General features: G+C 70.3%; 20 protein-coding genes and 1 pseudogene. 8 read left to right on the top strand and 13 right to left on the bottom strand.

Going from position 1 to position 26,368, the window contains the following annotated elements:
- Positions 1-7 precede the first annotated feature (7 nt).
- Positions 8-1,582 (bottom strand): carboxyl transferase domain-containing protein, encoded by a 1,575-nt coding sequence (locus ACQP1K_RS10410; protein ID WP_433500671.1) that lies wholly within the window; start codon positions 1,580-1,582, stop codon positions 8-10.
- 48 nt (positions 1,583-1,630) lie between these two features.
- Between ACQP1K_RS10410 and ACQP1K_RS10405 the strand changes: the two genes are divergently transcribed.
- Positions 1,631-2,206 (top strand): SACE_7040 family transcriptional regulator, encoded by a 576-nt coding sequence (locus ACQP1K_RS10405; RefSeq protein ID WP_433500670.1) that lies wholly within the window; start codon positions 1,631-1,633, stop codon positions 2,204-2,206.
- 111 nt (positions 2,207-2,317) lie between these two features.
- Positions 2,318-4,672 (top strand): annotated as a pseudogene (locus tag ACQP1K_RS10400) (LuxR C-terminal-related transcriptional regulator); the annotation flags it as partial.
- A 90-nt stretch (positions 4,673-4,762) separates the two neighbouring features.
- Here the strand turns inward: ACQP1K_RS10400 and ACQP1K_RS10395 are convergent.
- The 6 genes from ACQP1K_RS10395 to lxmK are packed head-to-tail and all read right to left on the bottom strand — an operon-like array spanning position 4,763 to position 12,200.
- Positions 4,763-6,082: a M16 family metallopeptidase gene (locus ACQP1K_RS10395; protein ID WP_433500669.1), complete on the bottom strand. Its 1,320-nt coding sequence runs from the start codon at positions 6,080-6,082 to the stop codon at positions 4,763-4,765.
- Positions 6,070-7,347, bottom strand: coding sequence for a M16 family metallopeptidase (locus ACQP1K_RS10390; protein WP_433500668.1), 1,278 nt, complete (start codon positions 7,345-7,347; stop codon positions 6,070-6,072). The genes ACQP1K_RS10395 and ACQP1K_RS10390 overlap by 13 nt, the downstream gene beginning before the upstream one ends.
- 58 nt (positions 7,348-7,405) lie before the next feature.
- A complete protein-coding gene (locus tag ACQP1K_RS10385) occupies positions 7,406-9,157 on the bottom strand; it encodes an ABC transporter ATP-binding protein (RefSeq protein ID WP_433500667.1) in 1,752 nt (583 codons plus the stop codon).
- Positions 9,105-10,154: an LLM class flavin-dependent oxidoreductase gene (locus ACQP1K_RS10380; RefSeq protein ID WP_433500666.1), complete on the bottom strand. Its 1,050-nt coding sequence runs from the start codon at positions 10,152-10,154 to the stop codon at positions 9,105-9,107. Before ACQP1K_RS10380 ends, ACQP1K_RS10385 begins: the two co-directional genes overlap by 53 nt.
- A complete protein-coding gene (locus ACQP1K_RS10375) occupies positions 10,151-11,137 on the bottom strand; it encodes a T3SS effector HopA1 family protein (protein ID WP_433500665.1) in 987 nt (328 codons plus the stop codon). Before ACQP1K_RS10375 ends, ACQP1K_RS10380 begins: the two co-directional genes overlap by 4 nt.
- A 4-nt stretch (positions 11,138-11,141) precedes the next feature.
- On the bottom strand, positions 11,142-12,200 hold the full coding sequence (gene lxmK / locus ACQP1K_RS10370) for a class V lanthionine synthetase subunit LxmK (protein ID WP_433500664.1): 1,059 nt from the start codon (positions 12,198-12,200) through the stop codon (positions 11,142-11,144).
- A gap of 356 nt (positions 12,201-12,556) precedes the next feature.
- Here lxmK and ACQP1K_RS10365 point away from each other — a divergent pair, with 356 nt between their 5' ends.
- From ACQP1K_RS10365 to ACQP1K_RS10350, 4 genes are read left to right on the top strand one after another with little or no spacing between them, the layout of a single operon-like run.
- The gene (locus ACQP1K_RS10365) at positions 12,557-12,703 is read left to right on the top strand and encodes a hypothetical protein (RefSeq protein WP_433500663.1); all 147 of its coding nucleotides are present in this window, start codon (positions 12,557-12,559) and stop codon (positions 12,701-12,703) included.
- Between the two features lie 16 nt (positions 12,704-12,719).
- The gene (locus tag ACQP1K_RS10360; RefSeq protein ID WP_433500662.1) at positions 12,720-12,872 is read left to right on the top strand and encodes a hypothetical protein; all 153 of its coding nucleotides are present in this window, start codon (positions 12,720-12,722) and stop codon (positions 12,870-12,872) included.
- A gap of 16 nt (positions 12,873-12,888) precedes the next feature.
- Positions 12,889-13,050, top strand: a complete 162-nt coding sequence (locus tag ACQP1K_RS10355) for a hypothetical protein (RefSeq protein ID WP_433500661.1) — start codon at positions 12,889-12,891, stop codon at positions 13,048-13,050.
- A gap of 16 nt (positions 13,051-13,066) precedes the next feature.
- The gene (locus tag ACQP1K_RS10350) at positions 13,067-13,216 is read left to right on the top strand and encodes a hypothetical protein (RefSeq protein ID WP_433500660.1); all 150 of its coding nucleotides are present in this window, start codon (positions 13,067-13,069) and stop codon (positions 13,214-13,216) included.
- A gap of 87 nt (positions 13,217-13,303) precedes the next feature.
- Here ACQP1K_RS10350 and ACQP1K_RS10345 read toward each other — a convergent pair whose 3' ends face one another.
- From ACQP1K_RS10345 to ACQP1K_RS10335, 3 genes are all read right to left on the bottom strand, one after another.
- A complete protein-coding gene (locus ACQP1K_RS10345; RefSeq protein ID WP_433500659.1) occupies positions 13,304-16,279 on the bottom strand; it encodes a helix-turn-helix transcriptional regulator in 2,976 nt (991 codons plus the stop codon).
- A 43-nt stretch (positions 16,280-16,322) separates the two neighbouring features.
- Positions 16,323-16,466 carry a hypothetical protein gene (locus ACQP1K_RS10340; protein ID WP_433500658.1) on the bottom strand — a complete coding sequence of 48 codons (144 nt, stop codon included), beginning with the start codon at positions 16,464-16,466 and terminating at the stop codon, positions 16,323-16,325.
- A gap of 79 nt (positions 16,467-16,545) precedes the next feature.
- A complete protein-coding gene (locus ACQP1K_RS10335; RefSeq protein WP_433500657.1) occupies positions 16,546-19,371 on the bottom strand; it encodes a type 2 lanthipeptide synthetase LanM family protein in 2,826 nt (941 codons plus the stop codon).
- A 371-nt stretch (positions 19,372-19,742) separates the two neighbouring features.
- Here ACQP1K_RS10335 and ACQP1K_RS10330 point away from each other — a divergent pair, with 371 nt between their 5' ends.
- Positions 19,743-20,792: an endo-1,4-beta-xylanase gene (locus ACQP1K_RS10330; RefSeq protein WP_433500656.1), complete on the top strand. Its 1,050-nt coding sequence runs from the start codon at positions 19,743-19,745 to the stop codon at positions 20,790-20,792.
- 110 nt (positions 20,793-20,902) lie between these two features.
- Here ACQP1K_RS10330 and ACQP1K_RS10325 read toward each other — a convergent pair whose 3' ends face one another.
- The 3 genes from ACQP1K_RS10325 to ACQP1K_RS10315 all read right to left on the bottom strand — a co-directional run bounded on the left by ACQP1K_RS10325 (position 20,903) and on the right by ACQP1K_RS10315 (position 24,797).
- Positions 20,903-21,844, bottom strand: coding sequence for a GlxA family transcriptional regulator (locus tag ACQP1K_RS10325; protein ID WP_433500655.1), 942 nt, complete (start codon positions 21,842-21,844; stop codon positions 20,903-20,905).
- Positions 21,841-22,392: a cysteine hydrolase family protein gene (locus tag ACQP1K_RS10320; protein WP_433500654.1), complete on the bottom strand. Its 552-nt coding sequence runs from the start codon at positions 22,390-22,392 to the stop codon at positions 21,841-21,843. The genes ACQP1K_RS10325 and ACQP1K_RS10320 overlap by 4 nt, the downstream gene beginning before the upstream one ends.
- A 194-nt stretch (positions 22,393-22,586) precedes the next feature.
- Positions 22,587-24,797 (bottom strand): thiamine pyrophosphate-dependent enzyme, encoded by a 2,211-nt coding sequence (locus ACQP1K_RS10315; RefSeq protein ID WP_433500653.1) that lies wholly within the window; start codon positions 24,795-24,797, stop codon positions 22,587-22,589.
- A 150-nt stretch (positions 24,798-24,947) separates the two neighbouring features.
- Here ACQP1K_RS10315 and ACQP1K_RS10310 point away from each other — a divergent pair, with 150 nt between their 5' ends.
- The gene (locus ACQP1K_RS10310; RefSeq protein WP_433500652.1) at positions 24,948-26,321 is read left to right on the top strand and encodes a hypothetical protein; all 1,374 of its coding nucleotides are present in this window, start codon (positions 24,948-24,950) and stop codon (positions 26,319-26,321) included.
- Positions 26,322-26,368 lie beyond the last annotated feature (47 nt).

Genomic DNA, 26,368 nt, shown 5'->3' with positions numbered 1-26,368 from the left:
GGCAACCTCACATCCGGAAGACGCCGTAGCCGACGGGTTCGAGCGGGGCGTTGGCGGCGGCGCCGAGGGCCAGGCCGAGCACGGTCCTGGTGTCCGCCGGATCGATCACCCCGTCGTCCCACAGCCGGGCCGTCGAGTAGTAGGGACTGCCCTGGTGCTCGTACTGCGCGCGGATCTCGTCCGCGTCCGCGTCGCCCACCGTGGTCAGCACGGTCGCGGCCTGCTCCCCGCCCATCACCGAGATGCGGGCGTTCGGCCACATCCACAGGAAACGCGGCGAGTAGGCCCGGCCGGCCATGGCGTAGTTGCCCGCGCCGAACGACCCGCCGATGATCACGGTGAACTTCGGCACCCGGGCGCAGGAGACAGCGGTGACCATCTTCGCGCCGTGCTTGGCGATGCCGCCGTGCTCGTACGCCTTGCCGACCATGAAGCCGCTGATGTTCTGCAGGAAGACCAGCGGGATGCCGCGCCGGTCGCACAGCTCGATGAAGTGGGCGCCCTTCAGCGCCGACTCGGCGAACAGGATGCCGTTGTTGGCGATGATCCCCACCGGATGGCCGTGGATGTGGGCGTACCCCGTGACGAGGGTCGGACCGTACTCGGCCTTGAACTCGAGGAAGCGGCTGCCGTCGACGATGCGGGCGATCACCTCGCGCACGTCGTACGGCGTCCGCGTGTCGGGGGGGACGATTCCGTACAGCTCGCGCGGATCGCAGGCGGGCGGCTCGACGCTGGCGACCTCCCACGGGCGGGGCGGTCGCGGGCCGAGCGTCGCCACGATGTCCCGGACGATCCGCAGCGCGTCGGCGTCGTCGGCGGCGAGGTGGTCGGTGACGCCGCTGACGCGGGAGTGGACGTCGCCGCCGCCCAATTCCTCGGCCGTGACCTCCTCGCCGGTGGCGGCCTTCACGAGCGGCGGGCCGCCTAGGAAGATCGTGCCCTGGCCGCGGACGATCACGGCCTCGTCGCTCATCGCCGGGACGTAGGCGCCACCGGCCGTGCACGAGCCGAGCACGGCCGCGATCTGCGGGATGCCCCGGGCCGACATCGTCGCCTGGTTGTAGAAGATCCGCCCGAAATGCTCCCGGTCGGGGAAGACCTCGTCCTGCTTGGGGAGGAACGCCCCACCGGAGTCGACCAGGTAGACGCACGGCAGGTTGTTGTGCAGCGCGACCTCCTGGGCGCGCAGGTGCTTCTTGACGGTGATCGGGTAGTACGTCCCGCCCTTGACCGTGGCGTCGTTGGCGACGATCACACATTCACGGCCCGAGATCCGGCCGATGCCGGTGATGATCCCGGCCGCCGGGGCCTGGTCGTCGTAGAGGCCGGTCGCGGCGAGCGGCGACAGCTCCAGGAACCGGCCGCCCGGGTCGAGCAGGGTGTCCACCCGGTCCCGGGGCAGCAGTTTGCCGCGCCGGACGTGCCGCTCGCGTGCCCGCTCCGAGCCGCCGCGCGCTGCGGCCGCCAGCCGCTCACGCAGCTCAGCCGCGAGGCGCTCGCCCGCCTCGGCGTTCCGCTTGTACGGCTCGCCGCCGGGATCGCACCGGCTCTCCAGGGCCGGCCATCCGCTCGTGCTCATGTCCGGATGTTAACCATCATTAACTTGCTTCGTCTACCATGGGGGCCCATGGGCACCCCTACCCGCAATCGCCGCGCCGAGATCCTGTCGGCGGCCGCGGAGCTGTTCGCCGCGCGCGGCTTCCACGGTGTCCGGATCGAGGAGATCGGCTCGGCCGTGGGGATCTCCGGCCCCGCCCTCTACCGGCATTTCACCGGCAAGGAGGCCCTGCTCGCCGAGATGCTGCTCGACATCAGCGGGCGGCTGCACGAGCAGGGGGCCAGGCTGGCCACCACGGCCGACCGGGCGGACGCCGCGCTCGACGCGCTGCTGCGCGGGCACATCGACTTCGCGCTCGGCGAGCCCGCGCTCATCCGCGTGCACGAGCGCGAGCTCGACAACGTGCCCGACCCCGCCCGCCGGGCGATCCGGCGGCTGCAGCGGCTCTACGTCGAGGAATGGGTGACCGTGCTGACCGAGCTGCATCCCGGCTGCCCGCCGGCGCGGCTGCGCGCCGCCACCCACGCCGTCTTCGGACTGCTCAACTCCACCCCGCACAGCGCCAGAGAGCTCCCGCCCGAGGCCATGGCCGAGCTCCTGCACCGGCTGGCCCGCACCGCCCTCATGTCCCTGGACGATGCGTGACCGTCATCCGCCGGTGTCTCCTCCCGGTCCGGTCATCGGATCCATGCGCAGGTCAGCGCGTCCGGCGACAGGTGCCCACCTACGCCGGACGATGCCGCCTGATCCCAGAAGATGGGGGCATTTCCCTCATGTGAGGGTGGACGCCACGACACCATACTGACCTGCGTGAACGAAGCCGGAGAGCAGGTCAGAGGAATCCGCGCGGTGTCCGTCGCCGCGCATGCCGGGGAGCAGCCGTGGTCGGGCCGCTCCGACCGGGCAGCGGACGGCCCGGATCTCCCGCAGGCCCATGCCGTGCTCGGCACGGTACGCGCCTGGCTCGCCTCCGCCGACACCAGGGCCCTGGCGCTGACGGGCTGCCCCGGCTTCGGCAAGACCACACTCCTGGCTCACCTGCGCGAACGTCTCTCCACATCCGACGGCGTCAGCGTGTTCGCCGCCCCGGCGGCAGACCAGGAGCCCCGCGATCTCTTCGCGCGCCTGGACAGGGCCGTCGGCGCGACGGGCCCGAAATCGCACCTGGTGATCCTGCTCGACGATGTCGAGTTCCTGGACGCCGACCGGCGGCGCGCCCTGCTGGAGCTGCCCCTGCACCACCCGCGGGTCCGAGTCGTCCTCACCATGCGACGCAAGGACGAACTGGACGGGGTGCTCACCCTGCCGATACGGCCGCTGAGCGGTCCGGCGGTCCCGATCGCGTCCGACGCCGATCCGGTGAACCCCGGTGAGGCGGTGCGCTTCTTCCTCCGCTGTCTGCAGCGCCGCGACCCGACTTTCACCCTGACGCCGAACGACGTCGACGGCGTGACGCGCGTCTGCGCCGCCTCGTTCGGCATCCCGTCGGATGTGGACCTGCTCGCCGGCCTCGTCGCGCGGTACGGCCTGACGGCGGTGTGCGAGGCGGTCGGCGAGGACAACCCGCGCAATCGCCTGGCCGAGCTCATCGGCGACACCGGCTCCGCCCACCTCGGCCTGACCGGCGACGAGATGGTCGTCCTCGCGTCGATCCTCACCCTGCCGGGCGGCGCCGGCACGAGCGTCCTGCGGCATTCGCTGCCGCGTTGCGACATCGACGGCCTGACCCGTTCGCTCGTCGATCGCGGCCTCGTGTTCAGCACCGGGCCGGGCCGGGGCGAGCCCCGTGCCCGCTATCACCTGCGGGTGAGCGGGTTCCCTGCCGCGAGTTGGTCCGCCGGCCAGCCCGAGGTGTCGCTCGCCGCCATCCGGCAGTCCCAGGCCGACTACCTTTCCTCCCACATCAGGCGGATGGCCGGCGGCTGCTTCTCCGAGTCGCAGCGCGCCGCCTTCGCCGAGTTCCAGTACGAGCGAAGCAACCTGCGCTGTGCGCTCACCGAGCTGGTCGGCAAGGGCAGATACGCCCAGGCGGTCGCCCTCATGTGCGACGCCCTGCCGCTGCTCGCCCGCACCTGCGGCGTCGCCGAGCTGCTCCCGCACCTCCTGCCCGTCATCCGGGAATACGCCCCGGTCACCGTTCAGGAGCGATATTCGCTGGCCAGGCTGGCCGTACGGGTGTTCGCCGAGGCGGGAGAGCAGGAGGCGGCGGCGGTCTGCTTCGAGGACCTTTCGAGGCTCGCGGTTCCGGACAGATCGGAGATCACGCTGCTGGGCGGTCTGGTTCACGACGGTCGCGAACCGGAGGACCTGCCCGAGGCTCTGGCCGAGTGCGTCAGAGCCCACAGGGAACGGGGGGATCTGACCCGGCTGAGCGAGTCGGTCGGCGAGTACGTCGCGTGCCTGGCCCGGATGCGGCTGTTCGAACGGGCCGACGCGGAATGCCGCACGGCCATGTTCGAAGCGATGCGCAACGGCGACGAGTACGCCGCCGGCTCCCTGCTGCTGTGGCGGGCCGTGGCCGCGTACGGCACCGGGCTGGGCGATCCGCGCCTCTATCTCGGGCGTGCGCTGACGAAACTGCTGCCGCTGGGGCCCGCCGCGACGATGTCGGCGATCGCGCGAGCGGCAGACGACCGCTATCCGCGCGATCTCCGCCAGGACGGCATCGATCTCGCGATGGTCGCCGGCTCGCTCGGCCGGGCCTACACGCACGGTGCGGAGTGCGCCCCGGCGTGGTGGCCGGTCGGGGACGAGGCGGTCAGGGGGCTCACCACCCGCATCGACACGGTCTCCCTGCGGCGGTGGTCGGTGACGGGCGCCTCCGTCGACCTCGTCGACCTGCTCTGCGAAATCCTGCAGCGCCGCTGGAGTGACGATGTGGCGGGCGCCGCCATGGCCCGGCATCCCGGTGCGCCGTCTCCCGGTACGGCGGATCCGCACCTGCTCAAGGACCACTCGGACCTGACCGCCCGCGAATCGGAGGTGGCGAGCCTGGTGGCCACGGGGCTGACCAACAAGCAGATCGCGCGCCGCCTCCGGATCTCGGAATGGACGGTGATCAACCATCTCCGCCACGTTATGCGCAAGCTCTCCTGCACCTCCCGGGTGCAGGTCGCCCGCTGGGTGCACGACACGGAGTCGATCACTCCGGCGGAGGCCACGTGGCCCTCGCGATCCTCGTCTCGGCGGGCCGATCCCGGGTCAGCCGCGTTCGAGTCCGGCGAGCGCGGAGTCCGCCGGCGCCCCGGGATCGAATCGGCCGACGGCGACGGTGTGCAGCCGGTCGGGATCGACGAGACCGCTGAAGGCGTCCGCCATCCGCGCCACGTCCAGAGAACCGAGCCGGTCGAGGTGATCGTCGACGAAGGACTCCTCGATCCCACATGAGAGGAGCTCCGCGTACTGCTGGGCGACGGCCAGAGTGGACTCGTACAGCTCCGCCGCGCCGGCGACCATACGGCGGCGGACCCGAGCGAACAGATCGGGGTCCACCCCTCCCTGGCGGACCTCGTGCAACACCCGCAGTATCGCCTCCGCCGCCTGCTCGCTGTGGGCGGCGTCCACCGCTCCGCTCACCACGAACACGCCCCCCGAGAAGAACGGGATGAATTTCACCTCGATGCCGTAGGTGAGAGCCATACGGCGACGTAGTTCCCTGTTGAGCAGGGAGTCCGTGCCGGCCCCGAGCAGTTCGGCAGCCGCCCTGGCCGCAGGCCACCGCGGATCCAGGCGGTCTGTCGCGAAGCAGCCCAGCATCAGCCTGGTCTGCGGTCCGCCGCGCCCGGGACGGCACACCAGGCGCGGCCCGCCGCCGGGGGCCGGCGGCCGTTCCGCCACCGCGGGGCGGTCCCGGCCGGGGTAGCCGCCGAAGGCCCCGGCGACGGCCCCGGCCGCGTCCAGCATCGACAGATCGCCGACGACGACCACGGTCATCTGGCGCGCGCTGACCCGGGTCGCGTACAGCTCCACGACGTCGGCCAGGGTCAGCCGTTCCCACGACCGCTCGGTGCCGCTCAGCGGGCGGCCGTACCGGCTTTCGGGGTGGAGCACGGACTCGTGCAACAGTTTGTTGGCCAGGCCGACCGGGTCGCCCGCCTCCAGGGCGAGCTCGGCGGCGACGAGACGCCGGTGGGCGTCGAAGGAACGGGCCGTCGGTTCGAAGCGCAGCAACATGACCGCGAGCGCATCGAGCAGCCGCGGCAGCTCGAGCACGGGGCAGTCCGCCAGCACCATCGGGCCCCGGTGTCCGGCTTTGGCCGTGATCATTCCGCCGGCCTTCGCGACCTCGCTCACCCGGCCGGCCCTGGCATGCGGCGCGTCGGCGAGCGTCATCGCGGTGTACGCGGCCACCACGCCCTCGGTCCGGGGGGTTTCCACCGCGGTGGACAGGTCGACGACGACGGCGACCGATGCGACGAACCGGCCCGGCATGTCCACCAGCTTCGCTCGCATCCCGTTGTCGAGCAGGATCGTGTGCGCGGCCGGAAAGCGCCAGGTGCGCGGGACGGTCATGCGATCCATGTGGAATTCCCCAGGGAGTCGGTGTGGAAGGCGACGACGGCCGGTCGCGCCAGTGGTCCCGCCGCGATCTCCGCGATCTGGTCGACGGTCACGGCCCGGAGGGCGTCCAGGCGACCGATCACCCCGGCCGGGTCACCGGACCACGCCTGCTCCCGGCACAGCTCCTCGGCGCAGGTCCGCGCGCCGCCCAGCACGGCCAGCCGTTCCTTGCCGCGTTTCGCCTTCGCCGCGGCGAGCACGTCCTCACGCGGACCGGTGCGGGCCAGATCCGCCAGGCGGGCGGTCACCGCCTCTTCGAGCTCGCACAGGTCGACACCCGTCGGCGCGATGAGCTTGACCAGCCCGAGCGACGGACCGCTGCCACAGCGTCCATGCTGGGCCGCGGAACCCAGCAGCCGGTAGCAGTCGGACAGGTCGGCTCCGAGCACCGACCACGAGGCGCCCGCGAGGGCCGCCATGGCGACCTCGCCCGCCGCGGACAGGCGCTCGCCCATCGCGGGAAGGGCGAAGGTGTACCGGAGCATCCCGGACCGCTCCCCCTCCTGCACGTCCTCTCGCCGATAGCCGCCGGACTCCGGCCCGGAAAGCACGCGGGTCTCGGGCCGGAGCCCGGCGGGCAGCCCGCCCAGGCACTTCGCGGCCAGCTCCATGGCGTGCTCGGGATGGACGGATCCGACGATCGACATGACGAGGCGTGCGGAACCGTAATGGCGCTCGATGAATTCATCGACATCGGCCGGCGTGATCTGTGCGATCTCTTCCGGATCCCCGAGCGGCGGCCGGCCGAGAGGGTGGTCGGCGCCGAACAGCAGCCGCAGGCTCCGCCGCAGCCCCGAGCCGAACCGCCCCGACTCCTCACGTTGACGGATCTCTTCCCGCACGACCGCACGCTCCCGATCCAGGCCGGCGGGCGTGACGCCCGCTCTGCCGCGCCGGATCCGCTCGGCCGCTCTGGACAGCAGCTCCGGCAGCGCCTCGGCCGGCCCGGTCTCGAGGTAGTTGGTGCATTCGTGGGCAGTGGTCGCCTGGATGGATCCGCTCGCGTGCGGGGATCCGGCCGCGCCCTCACCGTGGTCGGACAGCACGTGCTCGACGAGGTGGGCCAGCCCCGACCGCCCGGCCGGGTCGTGGATCGAGCCCGTGCTGTGCCAGACGTTGACCGCCACGAAACCCAGCAGGGGATCGGCCCGGACGATCGCGGTCGCACCGCCGGGGAGCCGACGGCTCACCACCTCCATCGGCAGGCGCGCAGGTGTCATGAGCATGTCGAGTCTCCTGTTCCGCCGGCGACTTCGCCGACGACTTCGCCGGCTACTTCGCCGGCTACGGCAGGGCGGCCGCCATGACGGCCTCGCCTTGGTCGTGGGCCATCACCCGATAGGCCGGAGAGGTGGCCAGCAGGGTCTCGTGATCGCCCACGGCCACCACGCGGCCGGCCTCCATGACGGCGACGGATCGAGCGGCGGCGACCGTGGACGGGCGGTGGGTGACGACCACCACCGCCCGATCGCGGCCCAGCCGTTCCAGCAGGTCGACGAGGCGCAGCTCGTTGGCGCCGTCCAGGTGTGCGCTCGGCTCGTCGAGCAGGAGGATCTCCGCTTCGGTGAGCAGCGCACGGGCGATGGCCAGTCGCTGCTCCTCGCCGCCGGACATCTGCACGTCCCTGCCGAGGACGGCGTCGAGCCCGTCCGGCAGTGCCCGCACCGCTTCGTCCAGGCCGACCTCGCGCAGGGCGTCCAGCAACTGCTCGTCGGCCGGGTCGTCCCGCCGACCGAGGGTGAGATTGCGCCGGATGCTCATGTTGAGCATCGTCCGGTCCTGCTCGACCAGCGCCATCCGCCGGCGTGCCTCGCCGATCGGCCAGGCGTCCAGGGGGGCGCCCAGCAGCTCGACACGTCCGCTGTTCGGTTCCGTGAATTGTTCGACGACGTTCAGCAGGGTCGATTTTCCCGCCCCCGACGGCCCGACGACGGCCAGGACGCCGGTGCGCGGCACCTCGAGCGACACGTCGTCGAGCACGAGCTTGTCCGCCAGCGTGACGTTCACCTCACGGAACCGGAGAGCCGGCGCCTGGGGAGGTATCGCGGGTGCCGGCCCGGAGTCGGGCGGCTCGACCTCCGCGCCGAGCACCTCGTCGACGCGGCTGGCCGCGGCCCTGCCGATCTGGATCCTGCCGGCGCCCTGCGCGAGGGTCATCAGCGGATTCACCAGCTGGAAGAGGTACATCAGGAATGCGATGAAGCCGGCGATGCCGAGTGCGCCCGACGACAGACGGATGCCGCCCACGGCGAGCACACCGATGATCGCGATCTGCTGGCCGAGCCCCATGAGCGGGCTGATCGCCGCCTGCGCGCGAGCCGCCCGGATCGCCGCGGCCGCCGCGGCGGCGGCCTCCTCCTTCAGCGGCTCGGTCGCGCGGTCCTCCGCGCGGTACGCCTTGACGGTGGAGATCATGGTGAACACGGACTGTGCGGACTGCGCCAGGCGGCCGAGTGCCTCCTGCTGGCCCTGCGCCGCCTTGCGCATGCCGACGAGGAAGGCGCGGATGGCGATCGAGGCGACCGCGAAGGTGACGACGGTGACGGCCAGCATCACCCAGTCGAGCAGTCCCATGACCGTGAGATAGGCGGCCACCGTGATCGCCGAGACCGGCAGGACGGTGACCCCCGTATCGGTGATCGCCCGTAGCTGCGCCGCGTCGGGACCCATCCGTGAGACGATCTCGCCCACCCCGATGCGGCGGATCACCGGGACGCGCAGCCGGACGGCGTGGCGCGTCACCGCTGTGCGCACATCCTCGATGGCGCGTTCACCGGCCGCGCTCAGCAGGTAGGACGACCAGCCGCCGGCGAACGCCCCGGCCAGCACGCAGACGACCAGCTGGATGATCGGCACGACCAGGCCGGTGCGCCCGGCGCCGATGACGCCGATGATGCGGGCGATCAGCAGGGGTGCGACGACCCCCGAGGCCGCCGACAGCAGCGCCAGCGTGATCGCGGCCGAGAGCTGGGCACGCCGGGATCTAAGCGACCGGGACAGCAGCCGCAGCGTCGGCGATTCCGGTCGACGGGACATCGGCTCCTCCCTTCCGGGTCGGGGCGGTTCGCCGCTCGGCGAGCGCGGCGAATATCTCGCGGAGATCCTCAATGGCCGCCTGCGTGCCGTACATGTTGCTGACCGAGGTGGGGTTGATGACCACCTCGTCGACGCCTATCGCGTGGTATTTGGCGATCTCGTCGGCTATGTGGGACGGGTCGCCATAGAGGTAGATTCCCTCCTGGACGAGTTCGCGCGCGCCCGAGACCGGGTCGGAGGCGTCCACGTCCAGGCCGGCCCTGCGCAGCATGTCGGTGTAGTGGGGGGCCTGCAGGTGACTGATGCTGCCGTACTGGGCGAGCAGCATCGGATTGCGTCCGGGCCGCCGCACCGCGGCATGGACCACCGAGACGATGCGCGGCGGTGCCTGCACCCCCCGTGCGCCCTCGGCCACCGCCGGCATCACGACGTTCTCCAGGTAGTTCAGCGGGGTCAGCCACGTCATCGCGAGGTCGCCGGTCCGGCCGGTGATCCGCGCCATCGCCGGGCGGAGCACACCCGCCCCGATCTCCACCTTGGGCGTCTCCATCGGGGCGAGCCTGGCGTGTACGGTGAAATGCTCGCCGTCATGGGCGACCGCCCGGTTGTTGGCCAGCCTGCGGGCGATGTCGATGAACTCCCCCACCGCAGCGGCCGGCTTGGGGTAGGGGGCTCCCCGCACGCCCGCGACGAACTGGGGATAGGCCGCGCCGTAGCCGATGGCCACGGGATTGCCCATCAGCCGGGCGAGCGAACGCGCCTGAACGGCCGCGTCGTAGGGATGCCGCAGAACGATCAGCGCGACGGCCATGCCCACCGAGATCCGGCAACCGGTGCCCGCCAGGTAGGCCAGGGCCGGATGCGACTCGATGCGCAGCGACTGCCCCAGCCAGAGCCGTTCTGCTCCGATCTCCGGCACGAGCCGGCCGTACGGCACGATCGCATCCGGATCGGTGGGCTGCTGCGGGAACATGAAGGACACCCGGGTGGAGGTCACGACGCCGCCCCCGGAGTGGCCGCGGCCCAGTCGGGGCTGTCGTTGTTGCGGTACGGCGCCTGCGGGTCGACGTTGGCCTCGACGAAGGCGCCGGCGACCGCCGCGGGCAGATCCACACCCTCGAACAGGTGCGCTGCGACCGCATGGGCGATCACGGCGGTGCGGTGCTGGCCGAGGCTCATGCGGCTCCAGCCGACCCGGGAGTCCCTCGGCTCCCAGCCGAAGGCCACCCCTTCGGCGATCGGGCAGGTCATGACCGAGTGCTCGGGATTCAGTCCCGGCAGATGTCTGACCGCGTCGACGACGCCGCCCACCGTGTGCCATGACTCCTCGGTGAGGTAGACCACGATCGCGTCGCGCCGGGGATACCAGCCCGCCCTGGCCAGGATCTTCGCCCGATAGGTCGCCCCCTGAGACTCCAGATGCGTGAGTACGGCATGCCACACGGCCGGAGCCGTCGGCGCCTCGTCGACGTGCAGGTACAGCCGGAGGAGGTGCTTGCCGGACGCATGGCCGCCGGCCGAGCCGTCGACGAGGAAGAAGCCCGGGGAGAGCGCCGGGCGGATCGCGGGCAGGTCGAGCGTCGTCCTGGTGCCGATCTCGGGCAACGGGGACAGCACCTCGGCTCCGGGGATCCGCAGGCGGACCCGCCCCACGTCGAACAGGGCGTGCCGGCCCAGTGGGCCGTCGAGCAGGGCGGACTTCACGACCGCCGGCGTCTTGCTCGTGCGGTGCGGGGTGGCTTCGCGCAGCAGCTCCTCGAAATCGTAGTCCCGGCGGGGATCACGGTCATCGGGGCGGCGGCCGGAGCCGGAGTGCCAGTGCCGGTAGAGCACCCCGCCGAGTTCCTGGCGCAGGCGCGTCCGGCTGTCATATGAGATCGTCTCGTCGCCGACGGTCACGCATTCGCGCTCGTGGTCGATGCGCAGGTCGCCGAGGGCCCGTTCCAGTTCGCCGAGCAGGCCGGCGTGGACGGTCGTCATCGTGTCAGTCCTCTCCGAGGCCGATGGTGGCGGCGAATCGCTCGGGCTGAACGAGTGCGTTCCTCCCGATCCCGGCCGTGCCCCGCTCGACGGCGCTGAGCCGGCCGCCGTGAACCGCGCCCGCGAGCAGGCGGTCGAAGAAGTGCCACCCGATGTATCCGGTGGCGCGGACCGCCAGCCCGTCGTCGATCTCCGCGATCTCCCGGTAACCACGCCAGAAGCGGCTGATGTGCTCGCGCACGTTCGCCAGCTGCCGGTCTCCGGCCGCCACGATGGCCTCATGGGCGGCGCCGGGGGAAAGATCGGGATCGACGTCGAGCTCGGCGAACATACGCACCACCGCGTGGTGGACGAACTCACCGGCGAAGCTCCCGACGTCACGCGCCGGATCGGAGTAGCGGAACTCCTCCCAGTCGATCACGTAGAGGTCGTCGCCGGCGAAAAGGAACTGGTCGAGCCTGATGTCTCCGTGTACGGCCGTGACGGGAGCCTCGGCCGACATGCGGTGCAGCCGGTTCAGCCCCTCCACCAGCACCTTGTCGTGCTGCAGCATGGACCAGGCCTCGACTTCGCCTCCGCTGCAGTTGGCGTAGTCCTCGGGACTCAGCGCGTAGAAGGCGGTCGCCTTCCTGCTTTCGGCGCCTTCGGGGAGCTCGGCCGACGGCCTGGGCAGCCGATGGATCTCGCCGAGGACCCGGCCGAGCCGGTGAGCGGTCTCGCCGTCCAGCTCACCACCGGCGAGCAGGTCGGCGCCGGTGCGTGATTCCGGCACGTAGTCGAAGACCAGCAGACCTTGATCGAGGTCACTGCCGCGGAACGGCACCGTACGCAGCTCGGCGGCCCGCTGGTCGGCGATCACCTGCTGGAACGCGAGCATCCGGCCCATCCGGGCCTCGACGTGTGCGCGATCGCCCCTCAGGCGTTTCACGAACAGGTCACCCGCTTCGACGGTGGGGACTCGCCAGTTGTCGTTGCGGCCGAGAAAGCTCTGCATGTCCGCCACGATCGGGGTCGCGCCGCTGACCGAGGCGATGGTTCGGGTGAATTCGGCCGGGCGTTTCACCGGCCTGGAAGACACCAGACGCGCCGTCATCGGCGCCTTTCGGCCGGTTTCCTCTCTCACATCCATGACCGGCACCCTAGGGAGGCTCCGAGGTGCCGCGATATCGCAATAACTCACCGGCAGCAGGCATGTGACAGGTGCCCGGCAAGGGTTTGCCGGCAAGGGGACATCCGCGCATCGAATGGCAGGGCAATCGCAGCGTCCTGCCGTTCGATGACAGGTCAGATGAGCCGGAAATACACAGACTTTCGCCATTTCCGCCCGAGAGGCGATTTGTTTTGGTGGTACCGGGCCGGGACGGCACCCGGCCGGCCACGCCGAGAACGGCTCTACACGAAGACGACAGGCAGGTTCCAATGACGAACGAACTGATCGCGGGCTACGCGAACTACGCCTCCACCGAGGCGATCCTCCACGAGCAGGCCTCACCCGCTCACCTCATGGATCAGGCACTGCTCTCGATCACCATCACCATCACCATCACGATCACCATCACCATCTGACGAGGGACGGCCTCCGATGACGAACGAACTGATCGCGGGTTACGCGAACTACGCCTCCACCGAGGCGATCCTCCACGAGCAACAGAACGCCGCCCTCGCACCCATCACCATCACGGGCCCCATCACCATCATCACCATCGTCACCCCCACCATCACCATCACGATCTGACGAGGGACGGCCCCCGATGACGAACGAACTGATCGCGGGCTACGCGAACTACGCCTCCACCGAGGCGATCCTCCACGAGCAGCAGAACGCCGCCCTTCAGGACATCCCGGTTCCCAGCCTCACCTACTCCATCACCATCAACCCCTACACCGTCGTCACCGCCACCATCAGCCTCTGACAAGGAACAGACCTCAATGAACGAACTGATCGCAGGTTACGCGAACTACGCCTCCACCGAGGCGATCCTCCACGAGCAGCAGAACGCCGCCCTTCAGCCGGGGTCGGTCAGCGTAACGGTCACCCTCACCGTGACGGTGTCCTGGAGCTATTCCTGGAGCTACTGAGCCGCCATGCCTGAGCGGTGGACGGCGGCCGTTGAACCGTCCGCCGCTCACGTGGCGCGGCATGCCACTCGGTCTCATCACGGCGGCCTACCGCGGAAGCGTGGCCGCGTACTCACGTAAGGCGGCACGGTCGGGCAGCCCCGTCTTTGACAGCAGGCTGGCCACATGCTTTTCCACCGTCCGTGGCGAGATGAACAGTCTCTTGCCGATCTCGACGTTGCCGCACCGCTCGGCGAGCAGGACCAGCACCTGATGCTCCCGCACGGTCACTCCTCGGTTGCGCAAGGGTGCGGGCAGCTCGTCATGACCGGCACGACGGTAGGTCACCGTGGCCCCCGCCTTGCGCAGGAGCGCGCGGCAGGCCGCGGTGACCGCGGCTATTCCCGCCTCATGGAAGTACTCCTCGGCGGTGCGCAACCAGACCAGCGGCTCTCCCCACTGGTCGGCCAGGGCCGACTCCGCCACCAGACGCAGCCCCAGATGCTCCGCCAGCGGGTACGGCTCCGCCGCGGCCCGAGCCATCTCCATCGCGCCCGTCGCACCCTCGGAGTCGCCCTGACGGCCCAGCAGCACCGCCTTGGCCAGGTAGAGGAAATGACGATTCCATCTCAGCTCGGCGGCCGGCTCCTTCTCAGCGATCTCCCATTCGGCCAGGCCCACCTGGGCGGCGAGTGCGTCCAGCAGCACGCCCAGGCCGTACCGGCCGGTCATGTAGTAGATCGTGGGATGTTCGTCCTCCCACTCTCTGGCCCGCGTCAGCAGCTCGCGGCAGCCATCGCGGTCCTCCTCAAGCAGCGCGCACATGGCCAGGCAGAGACCGTAGACCACCGGCATGTGGAGGCTCTGCTCCCCGCCCCATCGGCGAAACTCCGCCAGCGTGCGCTCCATGTCCGCGCGTCTGGCCTGATGCGCGGCGAGAGTCGCCTGGGCCAGCAGAAGATACTGGGTATAGGCGATGTGGCCCAGTCGGATGGTCGTCTCGATGCAGGAAGTGGCGATCTCATCGGCGGCGGCGTACTCCCCCCGGAGCACCCGTGTCATCGCGAGCGTGGCCTCCGCACTGTGCACGAGGCTGATCGCACCCGCCTGGGCCGCCGACCGGCGCACCTCTTCCAGCGGCTCGTTCTCCCCGGTGCGCATGCCGTGGTTGCCCGCCAGACGCAGCATCGCGCGCAGCTTCCACAACGTCAGGTCGTGAGCCTCCGCGATCGACTGCATCCGGGTCAGGCACCGGTCGGACTCATCGAACCCCCAGACGCGGGAGAGCATCGCCATACGCTCCCATGCCTGGCAGGCGACCTCGGGCAGCGGAATGCGCTCGGCGACCTGCGCCGCCCGCGTCACCAGGGACTCCGGGGCCGTCATCTCCTGCGCGCTCTGCTGGAGCACCCCATGGTCGGGGACCAGGAGCTCGGCCTCGATCACATCGATGGCGGCGGTGCGGGCCTCATCGGGGCAGGCGTCCAGGAGCCGGCGTACCACCGCCACATGGGCGCGGCCGTCGTCGATCCCGCCGGTCTCCGCGGCCACCCAGGCCAGCTTGGTCCGAAGATCGATCTCATGGCCGATGGTCATGGTCAGGTCATCCGCGAGCGAGATGTCCTTGGCCAGCGCGAGGGCTCGATCCACCCCGCCGCCTTCGGTCAGCGCATGCAGGAGCTGCTGGAGGGTGCGCGCCCGCAGATCGGCCGGCGCCGTCTCCCGCAGGGCGTAGGCCCGTTCCAGCATCGTCGCGGCGAGGTTGGCGGCGCCGCTGTTCAGATAGCGGGAGCCCGCCTCCGCGAGCAGACCGGCCGCCGCCGGGGTGTCCCCGGCGGCCAGCCGCAGGTTGGCCGCGATCTGGCACCATTCGCCTGGCAGGTCCGGATGCAGGCGCTCCAGCGCGTCGGCCGCCCGTTTCGCGAACGATGCGCGCTCTGCGGGGATCAGCGGCGCGAGCAGGGCCTCGGCCGTCAAGGAGTGCCGGAAGGCGTACCATTCGCCGGCGCACTCGTCGTCCGGTGCGATGAGCCGCGCCACGGTCGCCGAACGCAGGAACGCCGCCATCTCGTGATCACCCATGCCGACGGACTCCTGGATGACCGAGACCGGAAACCGGACCCCGAACACGGCGGCCGTCCGGAGCGGATCGTGGGTGCTCGGCCCGAGCGTGGCGAGGCGCATGCCGATGCTTCGGGCCAGCGTGGTCGGCACCCGGGTCGCCGAGTCGGCACTCAGCCGCCACTGCTCGCCGTCGTGCCACAACGCGCCCATGCCGACCAGCGTGCCGATGAACTCCTCGACGAGGAACGGCACGCCGTCCGTCTCACGCTCCACATGTGGGATGAGCTGCGGCGGGAGGTCGCCCGGGGGGTCCAGGCAGGCCTCGGCCAGCAGCCTCGTCTGCGACGGCGAAAGCGGCGCAAGTTCGATGATCTCAGTGACCTGCCGCCGCGCGCACGCGTAGGCGAGGGTGAGGGCCGGACCGGCGTGGCCGCGCAGGTTGACGAGCAGGACGGCGGGCACCTCGGCGAGGTTGTCGGCCAGGTAATCGACCAGAGCCAGCGTGTCGGCGTCGGCCTCGTGAAGATCTTCGAGGACCAGCAGGCAACCGGTGCCGCGGCCGATCACCATCAGCAGCCGCAACACCGCTTCGGCCAGGATCGTCTTCGATTCGAGGTGGGCGGCGGCCCCGTCCTGCCGCCATTCGGGGATCAGCGTGGTCAGCGCCGGCAGGTAGGGAGCCAGGGCGGGATCACTGGGCGGCCGCCGGGACCTGGCGAAGGAGAACAGAGCTTCGCTCAGTGGTTTGAACGGAACATCCGCGCTGACGCCGCTACCGCGCCCGCGCAGCGTCGTCATCCCCGCCTCACGGGCCCGGTGAAGACATTCCGCTGTCAGCCGAGACTTGCCGATGCCGGGATCGCCCACGATGAAGACCGCGCCGCCCCGGCCCTTCCCCGCCGCGGCCAGGTGCGTATCGAGCAGCTCGACCTCACGATCTCGACCGATGAGGACCGGGGGTACTGCATGGCGGCAGGATATCGGCCGCCATGCAGTACCCCCGGGTTCACATCGTGTCAACGCACACGCCGATCTCCTGAGCGGTCAGGTTTCTCTTGGCCGCTCAACGGTTGCTGACCGAGATGGGGAAGTAGGTCGGCGGCTCAACCGGGGGCATCGCGATAAGCGCGTCTGTGGCGGCCTCCGGCGAGCGGAGCACGAGCGTGGCCGCCATCGTCAGCCCGGCCAGCACCAACGCACGTGTCACGGGACGCGCCGTTGCCAACATCCTGGTGGCCCTCCCTGCCACGGAGTGTTCCGTTCGTTCATCCGACGAATTCACCTGCTCATTCACTTTCTCTCCTTCCGGTAGATGACCGCAGCAGCAGCACTGATGCGGTCTTTTCTGGGGTGGCGAGCCTGAGCAGCCCGTGGCCGACGCCGGCCACGCCGTCAAGCAGCCCAGGAGTGAAGATGTGGCCGGGAGGGCCACAACGTGCGCCGCCGTTCACCGACGCGAGCAGCCGGCCGGCACGGCGGTGCAGGGACCGCCGAGCCGCCGGGCTCCCCCGTTCCGCCAGGGCGCCGAGTGCTTCCAGGCACCCCGGCTCGTCATGACACAGGCCGTGCCCTCCCAGGGGAATGTCGAGGACAGGGGATGATGCCAGGCCGTCGGGGAGAACATCGGGAAGAACGTCGGCCAGCGCCAACCAGACTCCGGGCAGACCATGGCACCAGGTCCGCCCCTCCCCAAGCCGGGCGGCTCGTTCGAGCAGTTCGGCGCCGGTCGTTGTCATCCCATATCTGACGAGTGCCCATCCGACCCCGGCGAGTCCGAACGCGAACCCCGGTGGCAGGCCGGCCGAGGGCGCCGCCGACTCGAGTCGCTGCGCGCACTCACCGGCCACACGCGCGGCGGACGGCGACCCGGTGACGTCGTGAACGGCGAGCATGGCGGCGAGACAGCCTGCCAGGCCGTCATAGACGTCCAATGGGCTGCCGTCGGTGACCGCGGCGCCGGCGAGATCCACGGCCGGCTCCACCCAATCGGCCACGTCATCATCGCCGAGCAGGTCTCCAAGCTGGGATAGGGCGTACGCCATGCCGCCCAGGCCGCCGAACCCACCGCAGCCGACGACGTCGAGGAGTTGCCGGTGGGTCGCCAGGGTCTCCAACAGCCGGGGAATCGGCTCCACCGCCTGCCGTGCGATCTCCAGGTGGCCGGACGTGCCGGTGGCGTGGCCCGCCTGTGCCAGGAACAGGGCCACCCCGAGATATCCGGTCGCCAGTCCGCCGCCCAACGGCATGATCGCCGAGTGGCGATCGTCCAGAGCCTCGAGCCCCAGCCAGTTGACGGCCCTGCCCTGCCGGTACGACATCCGGCACAACCGGCCGGCGACGCTCTCGGCCGCGGCGAGGAGAAGATCAGGGCGGGGCTCCTCGGCCTGAATCGGCGCCGTGTCGACCGGTGCGCCGGGATCGTGTCCCCGTCCGCCCGCCCGCGTCGCCAGCGACGCCCGCATGATCCACTCCTGCTGTTCCCGGTCGGCGGGTCCCATCGTCGAAAGCTTTCGGGCCACCGACTCCAGCCCGCTCCGAGGCAGCTCCCACGGCAATCGCCCGGTGGCGCCTCCATTGATCACCCGCGAGCCGGGACACGTCCAGAAATAGGGGATATCTCCCGCCCGCAGCTCAGCCTGCTCGGAGGGTATGGCGGCCGACAGGGCAGGATCGCCCGCGGACATCGCCCCCAGCGTCTCGGAAATGAGCCCATCACGGCCGGCCGCGTCCGCGACCACATCGGGATGGGTCGATTCGGCTAGCAGTTCGGCATAGACACGCGTCGGCCGGAGCAGCAGCCGCACCTGAGCCTGACCGAAGCGGGGTAGCAGCTCGCGCGCCAGCTCCTCCCGCCCGCTCGCGATGGCGTCGTAAGCCTCACGGAAACCCGCCAGCAGGCTCGGTACGTGATCGGCGGGGTCGGCGTCCACGCCGTACAGTCGCGGCCGATTATGCGCTCCGGTGAAACGGACGGGCCCTCGCACCAGGCGCATGCGGTCCGTGCCCACGTCCTGCCATGCGGCGGCGGAGAACGGATGGACCGAACCCTTGTCTCCGCCCAGTGCGGACACGTCCAGCGAACCCCGGTCGCCGATCATGATCGTGGGCAGTACGGCCGTGCGCTGCACGGAGTCGTACAGCGCGAGCAGCGCCGGATCGGTCACGGCAGCGCCGGCGATCACCGGATGGAAGAGCGTCTCGACGTCCACCAGCACCGGCTGGTCACCGCAGGCGATGACGTTCTCGTAATGAACGTCGCCGGCGTTGAGGATGTAGAGGAGCGCCAGCAGCCCGCCCATACGTCGATAGAACCTCTCCACCTCTGCCACGTCGGCGCAGGGCCGCGGCTCGACGAACTCCGCCCAGCCGTACCGCTCTGCGCCCATCATCCGCAGGGTTCGCAGGCCGAGGTCGGACACCCGGCCGTTCAGCCACCGGGTGACCTCGTTGAAGCACAGGTGGGACTCCACAGGTCGCGGCCGGTAGACGATCTTCGCCCCCGTGCCGAAGCTCAGCACTGAGACGGCCCGGCCCCCGAGATGCCGATCCCCCGTGGGCGTGAACTCGACCAGTCCTCCCGGCTCGCCCCCCAGCAACTCGCGAATCCCCCGGCGATCCGCCGCGAACCGCTTCAGCAACTCCCGTCCGCCGTCCACCGCCCGATCGGCCGCCTGGACCAGCAGCTCGTCCAGCACCGGATATGCCTTCAGGGACGCGTCCAGCCCGCCCTCCGCCATCTGACGCACGAAGCCGGCGAAGCGCCCGGCGGGCGTGGCTCCCGGCAACCGTCCGCCGGATCTTCGCGCGTCGAGTTCGAAGGCCAGGACTCTGGCGGCGATCCGCACCAGCGTGGTGGTCAGGTCCGCGGCGAATCCGGCCCGGATCGAGGCCGTGTCGATGTCGCCTTCGAGGCACGAGCATCCGGCGACCAGCCGATCGGCCGCGTTTTCGACGAGCGTTTTGAAAATTACAGAGAAGCTCGTCGCCCCGGCCGCATCGAAACTCTCGGGCCCGGGGGCGACATCGCCGGACGCGACGCGGCGCGGATCAGCGTGGTGACCGGCTTCCACCTGGTGAGGAGGAGAGACATCGCCGGGTTCCGCGTGGTCCATTCGGCCATTATGCCAATCGTCCCTCAAAAGGAAATGTGGACTGAATGCCCGATAAACCCCATACAGGGCTATATATCCGATAGTAGACAACATGCGAAGGAAGAACATCCAGCGGCATCAACCCGCCGGTCCGGACCCGAGGCCGTCTCCCCGGCCCCGGAAAGCCGTGACGCGCCCCTGGAAGATCGACACCGGTCGCCATCAGGACAAATGGGACCGAAATATTTCGAAAGATTGACGTGCAAGTAGGTTCAGCCTACGGTTTCATCTCACGAAACATCTCGGGTGTAGCCAGAAAGTTTCAGTAAGCCTCTTGTCGTGTCGCCATCGGGGGGCGGCAAGATCGTTACCGGACATCCAAGTGAGGAAGCATGAAACGTCTCCTGGCAGGGCTGGCCGCCGTCGCGTTCGTACTGGCCACGCCGATTCCGGCGAGCGCCGGTGCCGGCAAGTCACCGGACGACCTGCGCGACCTGGCGCACAAGCTCGGAATTCGGATCGGCACGGCCGTCAACCCTGACGCGTTCAGGACCGAAACCGACTACCGTCGGATGATCAACCGCGAGTTCACCAATCTCACCGCCGAGAACGCGATGAAGTGGGAGTCGGTCGAGCCCAAGCGCGGCGAGTACAACTGGAAAGACGCCGACCTGGTGGTCCGGAACGCCCAGAAGTGGGGGCAGAAGGTGCGCGGGCACACCCTCGTCTGGCACAACCAGCTCCCCACCTGGCTGACCGAGGGCGTCGAGAACGGCAGCATTCACTCCAAGGAACTGCGCGAGATCCTGCGCGACCACATCAAGACCCAGGTCGGCCGCTACCGCGGCAAGGTCAGAGCGTGGGACGTGGTCAACGAGGTGGTGGACGACGACGGCAAGATGCGCGACAGCATCTGGCTCAAGTACCTCGGTCCCGACTACATCGCCGACGCCTTCCGCTGGGCGCACCAGGCCGACCCCTCCGCCAAGCTCTACATCAACGACTACAACCTCGAGTGGGACGCCAAGAAGATCAACATGACGCTGAAGATCGTCAAGGATCTCCAGCGTAAGGGCGTGCGGATCGACGGCATCGGATTCCAGGGCCACCTGGGCATCCAGTACGACTACCCGGCCGACTTCCCCAACATCATGCGCAAGTTCACCGACCTCGGCCTCGAGGCCGCGATCACCGAGGCGGACGTGCGCATGGTGCTGCCGGTGACGCGCAAGAAGCTCGCCACCCAGGCCGACTACTACAAGCGGATGCTGTCCACCTGCGCCGCCAACAAGCGCTGCGTCGAGTTCACCGTCTGGGGCTACACCGACCGACACTCATGGGTGCCCGGCTGGTTCGAGGGTGAGGGCGCCGCCTGCATCATGGACGACAAGCTCGCTCCCAAGCCCGCCTACAAGGCGCTGCTCACCGTCGGCAAGCGCTGACCTCACCGTCGGCAGGCGCCGGCGCCGACACAAGCCCCGGCCGGGCACGCAACACCCCCTCCGGCGTGCCCGGCCGGGCTCTGCCCCTGCTCCCCGCCCGTGCGCACTCGTCACGCACCGGCCGGGGAGTTCGGCGTCTGATCGCCCAGTGCCCGGGCACGGAGCCGGCGCAGCATCCGGGCGTCCTCGAAACCCACCTCCCGCGCAGCGGTCTCCACCGTCGCGCCGTGACCGACCAGATGCTCGGCGTGCTCTCGCCGCAGCGTCTGCTGATAGCGCAGCGGGGTCAGTCCCGTGGCCCGGCGAAACAGCCGGGTCAGGGTGCGCTCGCTCACACCGGCGCCTGCGGCCAGGTAGGCGAGCGGAAGCTGCTCCGTGAAGCGCGCGTCGATGAGATCCTGCACGCGATGGACGATGTCGTCCAGATGGGAGCGGTGCCGCAGCATCGCGCTGGCCTGCGGTTCATGACCGTTGCGGCGGGTGTAGACGACCATGCTCCTGGCCACCTGGGCGGCGAGCGCCGGGCCGTGCCGTACGGCCAGGACATGCAGTGCCAGGTCGATGCCGCTGGCGATGCCGGCCGAGGTCACCACGCGGTCGTCGGTGGTGAACAGCACGTCGCGGGTCACGATCGCCCGGCGATGCCGGGCCGCCAGTTCGTCCTGGAGATCGTGGTGCGTGGTGCAGCGACGCCCGTCCAGCAGTCCCGCCCGCCCCAGCACGTCCGCTCCGGCGCACACGCTGGCGACGGTGCCCCCGCAGGCGTGATGCGCGCGCAGCCTCGCCAGCACGGCCGGTCCCGGCTCCGGCCCGCCGCGCAGGGTGGGCGCACGCCAGCCGGGCACCACGATCAGGTCGCCGGGGCCCAGATCCGGCCACCGGGTCCGCGCGGTCAGGGGCAGGCCCTGGGCGCTGCGCACCTGCTCGCACTCGGCGACGTAGCAGAGCCGGTAGGGCTGCCCGAGATCCGCCGCCATGCTGAAGACCTGGGCCGGCCCGGCCAGGTCGAGCAGATGGACTCCGGGCAGCAGGACGAAGACGACGTGGCTCACCGCCCGGACGCTCCCCGCTCCGCCTCCAGTTCGGCCACCGTGGCGATCCGGGCGAACCGATCGCGCAGAACCGCCTCGGTACGCTCGATGATCTCCTCGGCGCTGAGATCGCCGATCGGGTTCGTCGTGGTGGCGTCGGTGACGAAGACCATCCGATATCCGAGATCGCTGCCCAGGCGGGTGGTGGTCTCCACACACTGTTCCGTGCGGATGCCGCAGACCAGCAGCTCGCGCACGCCGGCCTCGGTCAGCCGCCGTTGCAGGTCGGTGGTGGTGAAGGCGTTGTGCGAGGTCTTGTGCAGGACGGGCTCGCCCGGCCTCGGCCGCTCCAGCTCGTCGAGCAGGCGTACGTGTCCCAGAGCGGGGTCGAACACGGTCTCGCTGCCGGGCTCGGTGTGCAGCACCCAGACCACGAGGTCGCCGTTCGCGCGGGCCAGGCGAACCAGCCGGTTGACCGGGTCGGCGATCTTCGGATTGGCGATCCTCTGCCACAGCGGACGGGCACGGAAGGACTCCTGGACATCGATCACGATCAGTGCTCGGCTCATGTCCCACATTCTGACGAGGGACGACGCCGCATCGGCAGGCCTGATCCGGGCTCGTACCGGAACGATCCGGTCGAAGGCACGATGCCGGTCACACCGGCATGTCCGGGTCGAGGACGAGTCCACCTCGCTGATGCGGCCGCCGCCGACCGCACCCGGCGGCTCGGCGAGCACCGGGCCGGGCCGCCGCGCCCGTTCTATCTCTTGAGGAGCTCGCGTGCCGCCCGCTCGATGTCGGCCTCGGACATCAGCACGGTCTGCGCCGCCGGGCCGAGCGGGACGAAGCTGTCACGGGAGGTGACCCGGGCGATCGGGCCGGTGAAGCCGCCGTCGAGCAGCGCCGCCATCACGCTCTCCGAGACGCCGCCGGTGCGGCGGGTCTCGTCGGCGATCAGCACACGTCCGGTGAGATCCGCGGCGCGCAGCAGGTCCGCCGCCGGCAGCGGCGCGAGCCAGCGCAGGTCGAGCACCCGGCAGCCGATCTCCTCCGCGGTGAGCTTCACCGCCGCGCGCAGGCTCATCCTGACCCCGTTGCCGAAGGTGACGATGGTCAGGTCCCGGCCCTCGCCGTACGAACGGGCCCGGCCGACGGGCACGTGCGTCTCCGCCCAGCGGGCGGGCGGCGCGTACGGCGCGAGCCAGCCGCCGTCGCCCTTCTCGAACATGTCGCGGGTGTGATAGAGGGCGATCGGCTCCAGGAAGACGCAGACGCTCCCGTCGGCGCGGGCCGCGGCGAGACAGGTCCGCAGCATCGCGGCGGCGTCGTCGGGCCGGGACGGTGAAGCGAGAATAATGCCGGGAATATCCCTCAATGCGGCAATTGAGGAATCATTGTGGAAATGTCCCCCAAAGCCCTTTTGATACGCATATGATGCCACGCGCAGAACGAGCGGATTGCGGTACGCGCCGCGTGAGAAGAACTGCATCGTGGCCGCCTCGCCGCGAATCTGGTCGAGCGCGTTGTGCAGATAGGCGAGATACTGGATCTCGGGCACCGGCAGCAGCCCGGACACCCCCGCGCCCAGCGCGAGGCCGAGGATGGCCTGCTCGTCGAGCAGGGTGTCGAAGACGCGTTCCGCGCCGAACCTGCGCAGCAGCCCCCGCGTCACGCCGTAAACCCCGCCCTTGCGCGCCACGTCCTCACCGAACACGACGATCTCCGGGTCGAGCGCCATCGCGTCGGCCAGCGTCCGGTTGACGGCCTGGGCGAAGGTCAGCCCGCCCTCCAGCTCCGGCAGGGTGCCGAACACCCGCTCTCGCCCCGGGGCGACCCGTGCCGCCTCCGCGGCGACCACGTCGGGACGGCGCGGCGCGATCGGCGCCATCACCTCCTCGGCCGAACTCAGCCGCGGCCGGCGGGTGCACTCCATGGCGAGCTTGAGCACATGGTCGCGCTCGGCCTCGTAGCGGGTGAGCAACTCGTCCGGCAGCGCGAGACCGGCCTCGACGAGCAGCCGTGCCGTGGCGACGAGGGGATCGCGATCCAGATCCTGGGCGATCGCCCCGCGGGACCGATAGGCGATCTCCACATCCGATCCGGCGTGTCCCATCAGGCGCACGGTGCGCAGGTGCAGGAACGCCGGGCTTCTGGTGGTCCTGACGTGGTCGACGGCCCGGCGCGCCACGTCATAGGCATCGGCGAGATCGCAGCCGTCGGCCGCGAAGTGCTCCAGCAGCGGGTGCCCGGCCTGCTCCACCCACCCCGGCGGGGTCTTCACGCTGATCCCGATCCCGTTGTCCTCGCAGACGAAAAGCACGGGCATCCGCAGCCCGCGGAACCGGCTGTAGGCCGCGGCGTTCAGCCCGGTGAGCGCGGAGGCGTGGTTGACCGAGGCGTCGCCGAAGCCGCACACGGCTATCGCGTCGGCGGGCCACCTGGACGGCACGCCGAGCACCCGGGCCCACTCGATGGCGAAGGCCACACCGGCGGCCCTGGGCAGATGGCTGGCGATCGTGGAGGTCTGCGGGATCACCGCGAGGTCGGGGTGGCCGAACACCTTGTGCCGCCCGCCGGCGATCGGCTCCTCGGCCGAGGCGGTCAGCCCGAGGAGCACGTCGCGCAGGCCCTCCTCGGCCAGCCGTCCCGCCTGGGCCGACCTGGTCAGGTAGAAGGCCCCCGAGCGGTAGTGCAGCAGCGCGGGATCAGACACACGTGTCGCGGCGGCGACGGCGGCATTGCCCTCGTGGCCGGCCGATCCGATCGTGTAGAAGCCCTCGTCCTGTTCACGCAGCACGCGGGCGGCGACGTCGAGGAGACGGCTGGCGAGCTGGACCCCGAAGATCTCGCGGCACATCACCCCGGTCAGCGTCGTGCCCGGCCGTATCGGGAGCGCCGGGTCCATCAGCGGCCCAGGCGTCAGCGCCCCGACGGTCTCGGCGAAGTGCGTCTCCACAGCGTCCCGCTTCACAGTCCGATTATGTCGCAGGACACCCGGTCACGGTCGCGAACCAGCCCACGGCGGACACAAGTCGATGACGACAGGTCAACCGGACAAACCTTTTTACTGTTTCGGACGTCTATTAAATAGTGAGTTGCACCCTCGCGAGGAAGGTTGTCCATGTTCAAGCGCTTTCATGCTGTGGTCGCGGCAGCGGCCCTGGGCGGCTCGCTGTTAGTGGCGCCGACCGCCGCTACGGCCACCACGGCGGCGCTGCCCGCAGCGGCGGCGGCAGTGCGTCCCCCGGCCCCGAACACCCTGGCGGTGTCCCCCGGCCCCGTGGTCGTGAGCGACCGCCGGGGAACGACGGCGACGTTCACCTTCAAGACCGCGGACACGGGCTCGGCCCGGCTCGTCGACCCGCGCGGCAAGATCATCCCGCTCTCCCTCACCGAGAGGAGGGGCACCTACACCGGAAAGCACACGTTCAAGCTCACCGACCGGTTCGGCACCTGGAAGTTCCAGGCGACGGCGACCAAGCACCGTAAACGGACCACCACGAGCACCTCGTTCGAGGTCCATCAGGCGAGCAGCCTGGACCTCCGTGCCTCCCCCGCCACGGTCGGCCGGGGCGGCAAGGTCACGCTCCAGGGCACGCTGAAGCACCGTGAGGCCTCCGGCAGGCACATCGGCTGGAAGACGCACGCCCGTCAGAAGGTGTTCATCGCCTTCAAGCCGCTCAGCGGCGGCCCCTACACCCGGGTCGGCTCGGTGAAGACCGACAGGCACGGCGAGTTCCGCCTGCAGCAGCGGGCCTCGCGGTCCGGCTGGTGGCGGGCCGAGTTCGAAGGCACGACCACGACGTCCGCCGCGACCAGCGACGGCAAGCGGGTCAACGTCAGGGCCGTGTCGCGCGACAGCCGGATCACCGGGTTCACCGCCTCCCCCAACCCCGTCGCCCGCGGCGGCGACCTGCGGTTGGGCGGCACGCTGCAGGTCGCCGACCGGCGGCACTGGGACGGCTACCGCGGCCGGACAGTGAAGATCATGTTCAAGGCCGACGGTGAACACCGCTGGCAGCAGGTCGCCACCGACCGCACCGACGGCAGCGGGCGGTTCAGCACCAAGGTGACCGCGGCGTCCTCCGGCTCGTGGCGGGCCGAGTACGCCGGCGACAGCGGTGTGCGAAGCGCGACGAGCGCCACGATCCGCGTGACCGTACGGGTGCCGCAGCCGGCGGCCGCCACCCGCGTCATCAAGTTCGGCGTCAGCCCCAAGTCCGTGAAGCGCGGCCATCACGTGAACCTCCGGGGCACGCTGCAGCGCTGGGCCCACGGCTGGAAGGGCTACGGCCACCAGAAGGTCACCGTGCAGTTCAAGAAGGCGGGTAGCCGCCACTGGTCTTCCGTGACCACCACGAGGACCAACGGCTCCGGCGCCTTCCACGCCAAGACCAGGGTGACGCAGTCCGGCGCCTGGCGGGTCGTGTTCACCGGCGGCCACGGCGCCAAGCGCTCGAACTCCAGCACCGCGTACGTGACGGTCCGGCGCTAGGGAGTGCCCGAAGCCGAACCGTCACCGACGGGCGCCCGCCATCGCCG

The organism is Sphaerimonospora sp. CA-214678, assembly GCF_050942215.1.
In the GTDB taxonomy this organism is placed as follows: Bacteria; Actinomycetota; Actinomycetes; order Streptosporangiales; family Streptosporangiaceae; genus Sphaerimonospora.
Note: the sequence above shows the minus strand (reverse complement) of the source record. Positions and strands in the feature narration are given on the sequence as shown.